The sequence below is a fragment of the Colwellia sp. MB3u-55 genome, assembly GCF_014076785.1.
GTDB lineage: Bacteria > Pseudomonadota > Gammaproteobacteria > Enterobacterales > Alteromonadaceae > Colwellia_A.
Map to the genome: position 1 here is coordinate 37,142 of NZ_JACGUS010000071.1, position 13,503 is coordinate 50,644.

Annotated in this window: 8 protein-coding genes; 4 read left to right on the plus strand and 4 right to left on the minus strand. The window is 37.2% G+C overall.

Annotated features, from left to right (window positions below; genetic code table 11):
• Positions 1 to 44: 44 nt before the first annotated feature.
• Both H4J66_RS03295 and H4J66_RS03300 read right to left on the minus strand, forming a co-directional pair.
• A complete protein-coding gene (locus H4J66_RS03295) occupies positions 45 to 839 on the minus strand; it encodes a class I SAM-dependent methyltransferase (protein ID WP_182170557.1) in 795 nt (264 codons plus the stop codon).
• Positions 839 to 1,552, minus strand: coding sequence for a DNA-3-methyladenine glycosylase I (locus H4J66_RS03300; protein ID WP_182170559.1), 714 nt, complete (start codon positions 1,550 to 1,552; stop codon positions 839 to 841). The genes H4J66_RS03295 and H4J66_RS03300 overlap by 1 nt, the downstream gene beginning before the upstream one ends.
• A gap of 258 nt (positions 1,553 to 1,810) precedes the next feature.
• Between H4J66_RS03300 and H4J66_RS03305 the strand changes: the two genes are divergently transcribed.
• Together H4J66_RS03305 and sodX are read left to right on the plus strand one after the other, a co-directional pair.
• Positions 1,811 to 2,239, plus strand: coding sequence for a hypothetical protein (locus H4J66_RS03305; protein WP_182170561.1), 429 nt, complete (start codon positions 1,811 to 1,813; stop codon positions 2,237 to 2,239).
• 209 nt (positions 2,240 to 2,448) lie between these two features.
• On the plus strand, positions 2,449 to 2,748 hold the full coding sequence (sodX, locus tag H4J66_RS03310; protein WP_182170578.1) for a nickel-type superoxide dismutase maturation protease: 300 nt from the start codon (positions 2,449 to 2,451) through the stop codon (positions 2,746 to 2,748).
• A 47-nt stretch (positions 2,749 to 2,795) separates the two neighbouring features.
• Here sodX and prlC read toward each other — a convergent pair whose 3' ends face one another.
• On the minus strand, positions 2,796 to 4,841 hold the full coding sequence (prlC, locus tag H4J66_RS03315) for an oligopeptidase A (protein ID WP_182170563.1): 2,046 nt from the start codon (positions 4,839 to 4,841) through the stop codon (positions 2,796 to 2,798).
• A 322-nt stretch (positions 4,842 to 5,163) separates the two neighbouring features.
• On the opposite strand from prlC, the gene H4J66_RS03320 reads away from it, so the two are divergent.
• Positions 5,164 to 9,690: an EAL domain-containing protein gene (locus H4J66_RS03320; protein WP_182170565.1), complete on the plus strand. Its 4,527-nt coding sequence runs from the start codon at positions 5,164 to 5,166 to the stop codon at positions 9,688 to 9,690.
• A gap of 68 nt (positions 9,691 to 9,758) precedes the next feature.
• Positions 9,759 to 11,114 carry a glutathione-disulfide reductase gene (gene gorA / locus H4J66_RS03325; protein ID WP_182170567.1) on the plus strand — a complete coding sequence of 452 codons (1,356 nt, stop codon included), beginning with the start codon at positions 9,759 to 9,761 and terminating at the stop codon, positions 11,112 to 11,114.
• A 100-nt stretch (positions 11,115 to 11,214) separates the two neighbouring features.
• Here the strand turns inward: gorA and H4J66_RS03330 are convergent, their stop codons facing one another.
• A complete protein-coding gene (locus H4J66_RS03330; protein WP_182170569.1) occupies positions 11,215 to 13,242 on the minus strand; it encodes a methyl-accepting chemotaxis protein in 2,028 nt (675 codons plus the stop codon).
• Positions 13,243 to 13,503: the final 261 nt, after the last annotated feature.

A 13,503-nucleotide genomic window follows, 5' to 3' on the forward strand; every position in this document is an offset into this window, starting at 1 on the left:
TCCATTAATTGATGTTAACGACTGTTTAAACTCGGGATACTAGGTTAATTGTTTTTAGGAATAGCCTGATTCACATAAACATCAAAACGATTCTTCTTCATTTTTATACTAGTTGAAGGCGTTTTGTTATTTAAGGGTGGCGCATAACTTGGGCGCTTAACCACAACGCGATATTTAGCTAACTTCAATGCTGGTTCAAGTAAATCATCTGCATCTAAGTCTTCACCGACGAGTGATTGGAATACGCGCATTTCTTTTTTCACTGCGGCCGACTTTTCACGATGTGGATACATAGGGTCGAGATAAATAACATCAGGTTGCTGAGTGAATGACACCTCTTCAATCGTTGCCGCATGAACGAGTGACATACGACTGGCAATATCACTGACCTCACTGTTCAATTTAGCGCGTTCTAAGCCATTTTCTAGCAGTGCTGCGACAATAGGCATACGTTCTTTCATGGTTACTGTACAACCTAAGGTAGCCAATACAAAAGAGTCTCGTCCTAAGCCTGCGGTAGCATCAAGTACATGTGGGGTAAAACCATGTTTTAGCCCAATCGCTTTAGCAATGTCTTGGCCACGCCCTCCACCAAATTTTCGTCGATGGGCAACTGCGCCATCAACAAAGTCTACTTTAATAGCACCGAGTTTAGGCTCATCAAGTTTGATCAGTTCTAATTCTTGAAAGTTGACTTGTAATAAAAAAAGTAAGCTTGGATGCTTAGTAACTGAAGCGCTGTCACCGATATAGGCTAATTGCCATTTTTTAGCAATTTTTTTAGCTAAATCAACATCGGTTTTATCAAGGTACCCAACGGCTATTTTAGATATATCCATTAATCAAACTCTATTTGAACATTGTTATCACCGGTTGCATAGGCAACTAAGCGGCTGAGTTGACTCAGTGATAAGTCACTTTCACTTTGCCATTGATTAAAGGCATTTTGAATGGCGATTAAGCTTTTTCTACTTTGCAGTCCGCCGTCAATAATTTTATTCGCACGAAAATAAGCTTCAATGTCACGGGTTAATAAAAAAGTATCTTTACCAATAGCACGTAAAGCATAAGGTCCTGTATTACCGCCTAAACGTTGACCTTTTTTCTTTAAGTAATCCCATAAACCTATCATGTTATTGCTTGGCCATGCCGCAATAAATTTAGCAAAACTATCGTGCTGGCTATTATCGCTATGTATTTCATCAAACATCATATGGGCATTAGCTTGAATAGTTTTTACTTTATTAAAATTACGAATAATTCGAGCATCAGCCGCTTTACGTTCTTGCATTTCTTCGGGCATCATCAGTATTTTTGTCAGATCAAAATTAAAAAACATTTCTTCAAAGTTTGGCCATTTATTTTCTACCACTCGCCAAACAAAACCACTTTGAAAAATTTTTTTAGTAAAGGCTGATAAAATTCTATCGTCACCTAGTTTAGCGACTAAATTATCTTGTTGAGTATCACCTAGTAATAGGTTTAGCACAGCAGTTCCGCCCTTACGTTCTGCGGCGCGTCGGTATAGAGAGTCGAATTTTTCTAAAGACATAAATATTCTATTTAAGTTGCAATTACTTTTACGAGAGAAAATATTAACACAGTGCAAGTAAAAGGTGGGAAGCAAGTTACCGTTAATCCCCGATAGAGGGTACTTTATTTTTCATATTAGAGAAATAATAGGGGAGAGTATAAAATACTCCTTGAAGATCTAATTGAGAATGATTATCATTAAGTTTTTATTGGTAGTTAATCATCAAAAATATCAATTAATTCAGTTTAAACTTATTGACACAGGAAAGGGGGAACTATGAGGCAATGGCAACGTTTATTGAGTGACGGTAATGCATTTTTTGATAATAAAAAATGGGTACAAGCGGAATATTGTTATAAAGAAGCCGCTTCATATCTTGATAATTTATGGTCAGTGGATACCATGAATATTGAATTATTAATGGCATGGATAGGGACTTGTCATAATTTAGCGGTACTCTATGAAACAAAGGGTAACCCCCAAGTTTCGTTAGAATATCTGCTAATTCCACATCATCGTATGTTAGCACTAAGTCAAAATAGCCAACAATGCGATGACATACAACTTATTGCATTAAAAGCATTACAATTGACTTTTATGCCCGTACTCTTGTTTTCACGAAAATATTCAATTTGTAAAAAATGTCAAAAAGGATTGAAAGAATTTAAAGCGCAACTTGATGAAAACCAAGGGACTGTTCATTAACGGAATGTCTGCTATAAAATAGATAAATGAGGGTGCACTATGCTATATCACTTAATTAAGAAACTCGATAATAAAGTCAATTTCGCCACTGTGGTGGCGCATTGTGGTATTGCTTCTAAAAGTTATAAGCCACTGTTAGTCGTAGTCGAAACAACCTTTGTGGCTCAATGTACTTATTCGCGAAATCTAATGCGCCCTACACTAAACACATGACGTTTTTAGGCTTTAAAATTTGGAAAGTCACTGGACATAGTATGTTTCCGCGCATCCCTGAATATAGTTATGTGCTGGTGTGTCACTGGTGGAAGTCCCTACAGATAAAACCAGAACAAATAATATTAGTTCATCACCGTCAATACGGGGTCATCATAAAAACAGTAGCATTAATTGATGGCAATGGCTTTATTTGGTGTAAAGGTGAAAACTTATCGAGTATTGCTGTTGAACAATTTGGTCCGGTGAGCCGAAGCCAAATTATAGGGCGGGTACTGAGTGTATTTAAAAAGTGAGTTCTCTTTAAATACACTCAGTGTTTTACGTTAACTGACCGCGTTATTTATCCTTCAATACCACAGTGACGAAGTAAAGCATCGATCTTAGGCTCTCGACCACGGAAAGCTTTAAATAATACACTCGGCTCCTCAGAACCACCTTTTTCTAATATATTAGTAAGAAAGTCTTTACCTACTTGTGCATTAAAAATCCCTTCTTCTTCAAAACGGCTAAAGGCGTCAGCTGATAATACTTCTGCCCATTTGTAACTGTAGTAACCAGCCGAATAACCGCCACCAAAAATATGACCAAAGCCATGTTGAAAGCGATTAAAGTCGGCGGCTTTCAATACTGAATATTCTACACGTACTTGATTTAATGTTTGCTGAATATACCCAGAGTTATCTTGTGCAGGTTGGTAATCTTTATGCATTTTAAAATCAAAAATACTGAATTCTAATTGACGTAACATTTGCATCGCAGATTGGTAATTCTTTGCCGCTAACATTTTATCAAGCATAGCTTGCGGCAGTGGTTCACCCGTTTGGTAGTGTCCTGAGATAAAGGCTAATGCCTCTGGCTGCCAGCACCAATTTTCTAAAAATTGGCTAGGTAACTCTACTGCATCCCATGGCACACCGTCGATACCTGAAACGCCACTGGTGTTAATTTGTGTCAGCATATGGTGAATGCCATGGCCAAATTCGTGAAATAAAGTAACCACTTCGTCATGGGTAAATAGCGCAGGCTTATCACCAATAGGCTTATTAAAATTACAGGTTAGGTAGGCAACTGGGTATTGAATATCACCATTGGCTAATTCACGACGACTTTTACAATCGTCCATCCATGCGCCACCACGTTTGTGGGCGCGGGCGTATAAATCTAAATAAAAGCGGCCACGCAAATTATTATTGCGATCGTATACTTGATAAAACTTCACATCTTTGTGCCAAGTGTCGATGTTAGCTACTTGGTTAATTTTCATACCAAATAAACGATGAACAACTTCAAATAAGCCAGCTACAACTTTTTCTTCTGGAAAATAAGGGCGACATTCTTCGTCTGAAATAGCATAACGGCTTTGCTTTAATTTTTCACTATAGTAGGGCAGATCCCAAGCTTGTAAGTCTGTTTGGTTAAATTCTTTTTCAGTGAAAGATTTAACTTCATCTAAGTCTTGTTGACCTTGAACCTTCGATTTTACCGCTAGGTTTTCTAGAAAGTCTAAAACCTCAGTGGTTGATGATGCCATTTTGGTAGCAATTGATTTCTCAGCAAAATTATTAAAGCCCAATAGCTGTGCTAATTCATGACGAAGTAGTAATAGTTCGTTCATGATGTCGCTGTTATCGAATTTCCCGGCATTGGGACCTTGGTCTGAAGCGCGAGTAACAAAGCCACGATAGAGCTGTTCACGTAATATAGCATTGCTGCAGTAAGTCATTACGGGTAAATAACTAGGGATGTCTAAGGTAAATAGCCAGCCTTGTTTTTCTTGTTCTTTTGCTAGTTCTGCTGCGGCTTCTATAGCGCTGTCAGGTAAGCCAGTAAGTTCACTTTTATCGGTAATATTAACACTATAAGCGTGCGTAGCATCGAGTACATTATTGCCAAATGTTGAGCTTAACTCCGATAAACGAGTAACAATTTCACCGTATCGTTTTTTGTCATTATCGTTTAAAGCGATGCCCGACAATTTAAAGTCACGTAAGGCATTCTCAATGACTTTCTTTTGAGGAATACTTAATTGTGAATATTCATCACTGTTGGCAAATTGTTGGTAGGCTTGATATAACCCTTGATGCTGGCCCACAAAAGTACTGTATTCAGACAACAGTGGTAAGCATGATTCGTATGCATCACGTAATTCGTCACTATTAACCACTGAATTCATATGTGATACCGGCGACCATAGCTTACTTAACGTATCGTCAGCTTCATCAGTAGGCATGATTAAATTAGCCCAGGTAAATGTTTTTGCTTCAAGCACTGCTGCAATCACTTTTTTGCATTCTGCTATCGCATGCTCAACAGCAGGCTTGATATGTTCAGGCTTGATTTGAGAAAACTGGGGTAAATCTGAAACTGTTAATAATGGATTGCTCATAATGCGGTATTCTTTATTAAATGATGATGTAGATGTAAGACCTTAATGGGAGAGATTCAAGGTGTAGCGCTTTTTGTTTTCAATCTATTTTACTTAAAATTGACCACCTTAAAAAAATAAATGCTACTGTCTATGTTAATAGGGTGTTTGTTATTGTTAATTATGCCCTTTATTTACCCTTTTAGTTCGGATAAATATTTATTTTAATTGTATTTTACTTATACTAAAAATGTATTATTCGTCTTCGTCATGAGTTTCTCGAGGTGTTATGTTTCGTTTTTTTGCTGTGAATTCCTTATGTTCACTTTTTTTACTGTACGCTATGCTTTTTACAGATACAGCACAAGCAGAGGTGAACAATTTATATTTAGAAAACTTGTCAGTTGAACATGGATTGTCTCAAGGCTCGGTTAAAGCTATTTTTCAAGATGATGAAGGTTTTATTTGGGTAGGCACTGAAAGTGGTTTGAATATGTATGACGGTTATAGCTTTCGAACTTTACCTGGGCCAGGTAATGATTTTGATAATTACGAAACGTACCGGATTATTCAAGATAAGGACAAACTACTTTGGCTGAACATTGTTGATAAAGGACTGTATACTTATAATAAAAAAACAGATGTTTATCAACAAATTCTAGAAACAGATCCGATAAATAAAGATTATCTTATAGCTGATATGGTTGAGGGTAACAATAATGACTTTTTTATTGCTAGTGCAAAAACTATCATCGTGTATAACAAAATATCTCAAAAAAGTACGCGTCTACTAGATTTATCAGATGAGCTTGCTGCGATTAATAATATTTTCGAGATATTGTTACACCAAAATATCTTATATATTACGACACGTGTTGGTGTTTTTGCGCTGAATATCGAGACTAAAGTATGGAAGAAATTACCTGCCGTTACGTCGACTGAAATTAGTTTAGACAGCTTTAGTGCTGTTGGTGCAAATAAAGTGTACGACCTTAATATAAGTGCAAGCAATGATCTTTATTTAGCGACAGAACATGGTGTTTATAGCTTATCTATTAATAAAATGAATGATTATTTAGTAGGCGATTTTCAATTACCTGCTTATAAAGTGATCACTGATGCCGTGTCAAGTTGGCAGCTTTATGCTGATGGCGATAATTTATACCAAGGCAGTCACTTAGGGTTGTCAGTCATTAATACCACCACCGACACCACCGAATTTCTTTTCTCATTTAATGAATTTTTTGACCATATTAAAAGCAATGATGTTATTTCTATTTTGAAAGACAAAAGAGGTTCATTTTGGTTAGGTTCTAGGGCAACAGGTCTGTATAAATGGGATCCTAAGCGGAGCTTAATCAGTAATTATGGTTACAAAAAAGACAATGCAAACAGTTTGACAGATAATGTTGTTTGGTTTATTACCGCACTACGTAGCGATCCTGAACAGCTATGGGTGGGTACAAGAAATGGGCTTAATTTACTTAATACGCGTGATAAAAAAATATCACACTATTTAACAACTAATAACCCCAAAAGCACTTTTAATATTAGCCGTGTAGATGGCATTTATGAAGATTTACAGCAACGTTTATGGCTTTCTACTGCAAAAGGTGTGGTTTTATTTGATATAGAAAGTAAAAAACTCATTGATATTCCGTATGATGATAAAGTGAAAGAACTCCTTGCGTTAAGGCAGTATTCTTTCTTTTATGATAAAGGTAATACGTTGTGGAGTATCACTGAAAAAGGTGTCAATCGTATTTCACTGACAACGGGGATTATTGACCCACTGGATGAGATGAGTGAAAAAATAGCAGAAGACAAAATTTTCAATATTCTAGGTTATTTACCTAATAGTGATAAAATGCTCTTTTCTACCAATAATTCACTATGGTTTTTTGACCTAAAAACTCGCACAAATACATTGATATATCAAAATCTTAATATCAAAGAAACCGAGTTTATATCTATAGAAAGCTTAGTCTCTGATAATAAAGGCATGCTTTGGTTTAGTTTTTCAGGCAAAGGGCTTGTTGGTTTAGACAGTAAAACGTACGAACAAAAATATTTTTATCACAAAGAGAATTCTATTGTCGGCAATCATATCTATGGTTTATTGGTAGACTCTGAAGGTGACCTTTGGTACGCCAGTCATAATGGCATTTACATGATAGATATTGAAACACACCATATTCGTAACTTCGGTATCAGTGATGGATTAATTGGCAGAGAGTTTAATGGTGGCGCTTTCTCTGAAATGGCTAATCAAAATTTTGCTTACGGTGCGATGAATGGCTTAAGTATTTTTAATCCCCTGAGCTTAAAGAAGAAAAATTATGAAGATCAGCTTAGTGTTCATGCTACTAATATTGATGTGTTATCACGTGATTTAGCTTTGCCTTTTGTGCTGAGTAATGGTGATACCGTTCAGTTAAATTATGATGATGTGGGTATTCGTATTGATTTCTCGCCATTAACTTACAACAGCACTAATAACATCCTGTTTGAATATAAGTTACAAGGTGCTGATGACATAAGTTATCCATTAACTGCTGAAAATCATATTACTTTTTCAAGCTTATCTTCAGGGGCGCATTCGCTGATAGTACGTATTCAATCAACTGAAACTAAAAAATATTCTGACGCCTTTGTTATTAACTTTATGGTGCAATATGCTCCATGGTCTTCGCCGCTAGCTTACTTAGTTTATGTTGTGCTCTTGTTAACTTTATTTATGCTCTGGCATGTAAAACGCCAACAAAATACGCGCTTATTACTTGCCGTACATGAAGAGGTAAAATATCGAGAGAATAGACTGCAACTGGCATTAACTGGTAGTAATAGTGAAGTGTGGGATTGGCAAAGCGATGATAACTTAATGTTTGCTAAACGGGCCTCTGAAGAATTAGGGTATAGCGACCTTCAACATTCTTATAGCTTTAATAAGCATTTATCGTTAATTCACAAAGATGAACGTGAATTGTTTCATTCTCAGTGGTTAAAATTTGTGGTTACAGCTGACATTAAGACCAGCTTTTCATGTAGCTATCGAATGAAAAAATTCAATGGTCAGTGGTTGTGGTTTAAAGATCTTGGAAAAATTGTGGCAACTGACATCAAAGGCAGACCAACCAGAATTACCGGCGCATATACGAATATTACCCAGTCGTTAGCCGACGCCGAACGTGCTCACTTTTATGGTGAAGCTTTTAAGAAAACTAAAGATTGGGTCTTAATTATTAGTGATAATTTTAGTCGGGTAATCGCGAATGAATCGTTACGGCAGGCCTTTGCTTGGCGCGAGGAAGAATTTGCCTTTGATGCTAAATTATTTGGATTAACTAACGATCGCTTTAGTTTTTACCAGACGTTATTTTCTCATTTAAAGGCTGGTGATGATTGGCGAGGTGAAGAGCTCATCAAAACGAAAGCTGGCGAAGAGTATCATGTTATTTTAACTGTGAGCGCGAGCCTCAATGAATCAACGAATAGCATTTATTTTGTTTGTATTTTTACTGATATTTCCGCGCAAAAGCATGCAGAAAAAGAGCTTCGTTATTTAGCAAATTATGATTATTTAACGGATTTACCTAATCGTTCATTATTGCTCGACAGAATAAAGCATGCGATGGACTATTCTGCCCGCATGTCACAATCCATTGCTTTGTTTTTTATTGACCTAGACAGGTTTAAACAAGTTAATGATTCATTGGGTCATGACTGTGGAGATTTGCTCTTACAAGAAGTCACCAGGCGTTTAAAAGCAGTTCTGAGGGTTGATGATACCGTTGCTCGCATTGGCGGTGATGAATTCGTTGTTCTGCTAGAGTCTTTTCGCGGCCATGGTCAGCTGGGTCGAGTTGCACAGAAGGTGATTACTGCCGTTGGCGAGCCTGTGCTATTAAACGGTAATACGGTTAGTGTGGGCGCTAGTATTGGCATTGCTCTTTTTCCCGAAGATGCCAAAGATAGTGACGAATTGCTTCGTCACGCCGATGTCGCTATGTATCATTCTAAACAACTGGGTCGTAATACCTTTCAATTTTACACGCCACGTATGAACGTTGAAGCAAGTGAACGTTTATATGCAGAGTCTACACTTAAGCTCGCTTTTGAAAACAGTGAGTTTGTTAATTATTATCAGCCTATTGTTGACTCATACCAAGGTAAGGCCGTTGGCGCCGAATTATTATTACGTTGGCAAAGTGGCGACAAGTTAATTCTACCTGATAATTTTATTCCACTTTCTGAAGATCTGGGTTTGATTATATCTATGACTGAAGCGGCTATTTTACGTGGTGTGATAGATTTGAAAAAATGGCGAGCTATTCGTCCTAATATGTACTTATCGATTAATCTGTCTGTTCAGCACTTTCTTGAAGACAATTTAATTCCTTATTTGAAAAGTATTTTACAAACACATAATTTACCCGCTGAAGCGCTTAAGTTTGAAGTCACTGAAAGTATGCTTATTTCTGATCCAGATAAAGCTATTGCGACTATGACAGCGCTTGATAAATTAGGTGTGGTAATTGCCTTAGATGATTTTGGTACCGGTTACTCATCATTATCTTACTTAAAAAAATTGCCTTTGAAAATTTTAAAAATTGACCGGAGCTTTGTTTCAGGGATTGGTATTAACTCTGCTGATGAAGCGATTGTCGCGGCTACTTTAGTGTTGGCCAAAAATTTGAAAATGGTCTGCATTGCTGAAGGTGTAGAAAATGAAATACAGCTGAAATTTTTAGGTGAGAAACACTGTCACCTTATTCAAGGCTACCTTTATAGTAAGCCAGTTGAAGCTGCTAAAATTGAACAATTTTTGCATGATGACATTATCGCGATAAAAGTTAATAGGCCAGAATAGCTAATTGGCTTGAATAACGCTTGTTTAACCACATATATAACACATACACTTTTTCTAGGAATAAAAACATGACTCAACATTTTGACTTTCTTGCCATTGGCGCAGGAAGTGGCGGTATTGCTTCTGCAAATCGCGCAGCAAAGCTTGGTAAAAAAGCAGCAGTAATAGAAGCTAAGCAAATTGGCGGTACGTGTGTTAATGTGGGTTGTGTGCCGAAAAAAGCCATGTGGTATGCTGGGCAAATTGCCGATGCGTTACACTACTCTGCTGATTACGGTTTTAATGCGCCGTTACAAGGTTTTAATTGGAGCACGTTAGTTAAAAACAGGGAAGCTTATATAGAGCGAATTCATGCAGCCTATGCTCGTGGTTTTGCCAGCAACGGTGTTACTGTTATCGATGGCTTTGCTAAATTTATCAATAAAAACACTGTCGAAGTTAATGGCGAACAAATTACCGCTGACCATATTGTTATTGCTACCGGTGGTCGTCCTAGCATTCCAAGTATTGAAGGTGCAGAGTATGGTATTGATTCAGACGGTTTTTTTGCTTTAACAGAACAACCAAAAAGTGTTGCTGTTGTTGGTGCTGGTTATATTGCCGTAGAACTTGCTGGCGTATTTCATGCTTTAGGCACCACCTCACATTTATTAGTGCGTAAAGAAAAGCCACTACGTGGTTTTGACGATATGCTCAGTGACACGTTAGTCGAACAAATGGCAAAACATGGTCCAACACTGCATACCCATAGCACACCCAGTCATGTTGAAAAACATGATAATGGTCAACTGACCATCCATTTGGAAAATGGTAAGTCTGTTGGGCCTGTTGATTCTTTAATTTGGGCAATAGGGCGAGAGCCAGCAACAGATAAAATTAATCTAGAGTTGGCTGGTGTCGCAATCAACGATCAAGGTTTTATTTCAACAGACAAATACCAAAATACTAATGTTAAGGGTATCTATGCAGTGGGTGATAATACTGGTCGTGCACAATTAACACCAGTAGCTGTTGCCGCAGGTCGTCGCTTATGTGAGCGTTTATTTAATAATAAACCTGACGAGCATTTAGACTATTCAAATATTGCCACGGTTGTGTTTAGTCACCCAGTTATTGGTACGGTTGGTTTATCAGAAAAAGAAGCGCTTGACGAATACGGCGTAGAAGAGGTTAAGGTTTACAATTCACAGTTCACTGCTTTGTATCAGGCGATGACTGAAGATTATCGTGATCCCACGCGTATGAAACTTATTTGTGTTGGCAAAGAAGAAAAAATTGTTGGCATACACAGTATTGGGTTTGGTAGTGATGAATTGTTGCAAGGGTTTGCGGTTGCCATGAAAATGGGCGCAACTAAAGCCGACTTTGATAATACTATTGCGATACACCCAACGAGTGCAGAAGAGTTTGTTACCATGAATTAAGTGGCGTTAACCACGCCATATAAATAAGTGTTGGCGTCATCTTCTGGCAATTAATGATGACGCTCGACACAACTTTAACTAGAGGTAATTCATTTGTCACTTAAAGTGTAAAACGCTCTACTGAGCTTGTTAGAGAATGCGCTAAAGTGCTGACATCTTCACTTCTTTTGTGCATATTACTCGCTTCCATCGCATTCTTATTTGCGGCATCAGCCGTTTCATTCATTGTTTGTTCAATTTGCTCACTATAAACCAACTGCTCTTGTGCTGCAGTAGTAATGCTTTTGCTCATTGAGTCAATTGCTTTTAAGGTATCCTCAATTTGGTTAATGGCATGACTTAATTGCTGACTTTGAGCAACACATTCACTGGCTTGTGTTTGACCTTCTGAAATCGCCTTGACCGCAATAGACGTATCTTTTTGTAAATTATTAATCATTACTTGTATTTCAGCGGTAGACGCCTGAGTTCGAGAAGCTAATGATCTTACTTCATCAGCAACCACAGAAAAACCACGACCTTGCTCTCCGGCCCTTGCTGCTTCGATAGCCGCGTTTAAAGCCAGCAGGTTAGTCTGCTCAGCAATACCACCGATGGTATCTAAAATACTACCTATGTTGCGGCTATGTTGGCTAAGTAGTTCCATGACTCCCACTGATTCACCCAGTCGAGTTGATAGCTGCTTAATACGCTGACTGTTATCGTTAGCAATATTATTAATGTCTTGGCTGCGTTGCGATGCTTCAGTGACATGGGAAGCAGTAGTAACTGCTTCATCTTTTACCATACTTGAACTAGCAAACATTTGTTCAGCAAGCTGTTTGGCATTATCAATACGGGTAATTTGTTGACTGGCTGATTCTGATATAAACAAACTTTGTTGATTGGTTAACGCCGCAGATTTATCAAGCGAATGGGCGTCTTTATTAATGGCGTTAAGCAAATGAGTAAGATCATCAGATAACTTATTAATATTAGTAATAAGCCCACCGAACTCATCATCACTGCGTTTTTCCATGCGCTTTGACAAGTTACCACTAGCGATTAATGCCAAGGCTTTGTTTACTGCCCGTAACGGACCAATCATCGCTTTAGTTGTGACATAAGTAATAAAGCTCGCCATAACAATAAAGATTAACGCTAAAACGATGGCTAAAGTTTTTCCTCTTTCAATTTCCTCTTGGGCATTGCTTTGAAAATGAGCAAAACGTTTATTCGCCAATAATACTAATTCATCAAGCTTTGCATAGCTTAAATTATAAGATTGAGTTGCAGAAAGATAAGCCTCTTTTGCTTGATATTGTAGATCAATTGTTTGTTGTTGTAGTTGGTATAAACGACCTGGTTGTTGAATTGATTCTTGTATCAGTGTCAAGTTCTGCTTAAAGTCACTTAACAGTTCACTCGCATTAAGTGGTTCAGCTTGCTGGACTAAATAAGCAAAATTAGTTTCAATATTATTGATTAAAAAAATCATATCACCTTGATGTTTAGTCACTAAGTCTGTTGATTCTATTCGGTCAAGCCCTGACATAGAGTTTTTTAAGCTAAAAAGTGAGTCATCAATGCGCGTACCTGTACCAATAACTTCATCAAGTAACTTCTCTTGCCCCGTCGCTTCAATAATTTCTAAATCAAGCATATAGGTGCTTGCTTGATAACGCGCATTTTCAAAAGTTTTATAGTCACCCTGGAAGTCTCTTGTTGCTTGCTGATGCCCTATTTTAGCAAAGAACATTGCTTGAATATCAGTTGAATATTGTTGATATTGAACTTGTGCTTCTTCAAGAGCCGATTGCATTTTTGCTTGTTTAGTCACTTTCAGACGTAGTCGCTGGACAGTTGCTTGGTAATCTTTTTGTAGATGATTAAACTGCTCTAAACTTTCCTGTAACTTATTAGCATCAGATTGCGTATAAGCGACAGCCGCTTGCTTCATCATTTTCAACAATTGAACTTGTAAAGTGCCACTTTGTTTTTGCACAGGAACAGCTAATGTTTCAACATTATTATTGGCGTCAGAAATTTTACTTAATGAATAGTAAAAAAAGCTACTCGCCGTTAATAATAATAATCCAATCGTGCTAAAACCAAAGATGATTTTTTGTTTTATGGTGAGATTTAGCATTAATTAAGCCTTTTTTTACGTTGCTCATTCTTTAATTGTAATCCGATATTTACTTAATGTGATAAATATGAGCATTTATTATTATAATGTCTTGGATAAAAGTGTTTACCTAACAATTAATCCAAATTAAAGGGTGGCCTACTGACCTAAAAGAGATCCATATCTTAAGTTTAATTACAATATCACGGTAATCTTCTCTACTCAAAGATAGCTTAGTTAAAAAAACCATTACAAAATTACAAAATTACAAAATTACAAAAT

Excerpts from the sequence above, each read along its gene's own strand:
- H4J66_RS03320 (WP_182170565.1), top strand. The coding sequence starts at position 5,164 with ATGCTTTTTACAGATACAGCACAAGCAGAGGTGAACAATTTATATTTA.
- H4J66_RS03295 (WP_182170557.1), bottom strand. The coding sequence starts at position 839 with ATGGATATATCTAAAATAGCCGTTGGGTACCTTGATAAAACCGATGTT.
- H4J66_RS03330 (WP_182170569.1), bottom strand. The coding sequence starts at position 13,242 with ATGCTAAATCTCACCATAAAACAAAAAATCATCTTTGGTTTTAGCACG.
- H4J66_RS03300 (WP_182170559.1), bottom strand. The coding sequence starts at position 1,552 with ATGTCTTTAGAAAAATTCGACTCTCTATACCGACGCGCCGCAGAACGT.
- sodX (WP_182170578.1), top strand. The coding sequence starts at position 2,449 with ATGACGTTTTTAGGCTTTAAAATTTGGAAAGTCACTGGACATAGTATG.
- gorA (WP_182170567.1), top strand. The coding sequence starts at position 9,759 with ATGACTCAACATTTTGACTTTCTTGCCATTGGCGCAGGAAGTGGCGGT.
- prlC (WP_182170563.1), bottom strand. The coding sequence starts at position 4,841 with ATGAGCAATCCATTATTAACAGTTTCAGATTTACCCCAGTTTTCTCAA.
- H4J66_RS03305 (WP_182170561.1), top strand. The coding sequence starts at position 1,811 with ATGAGGCAATGGCAACGTTTATTGAGTGACGGTAATGCATTTTTTGAT.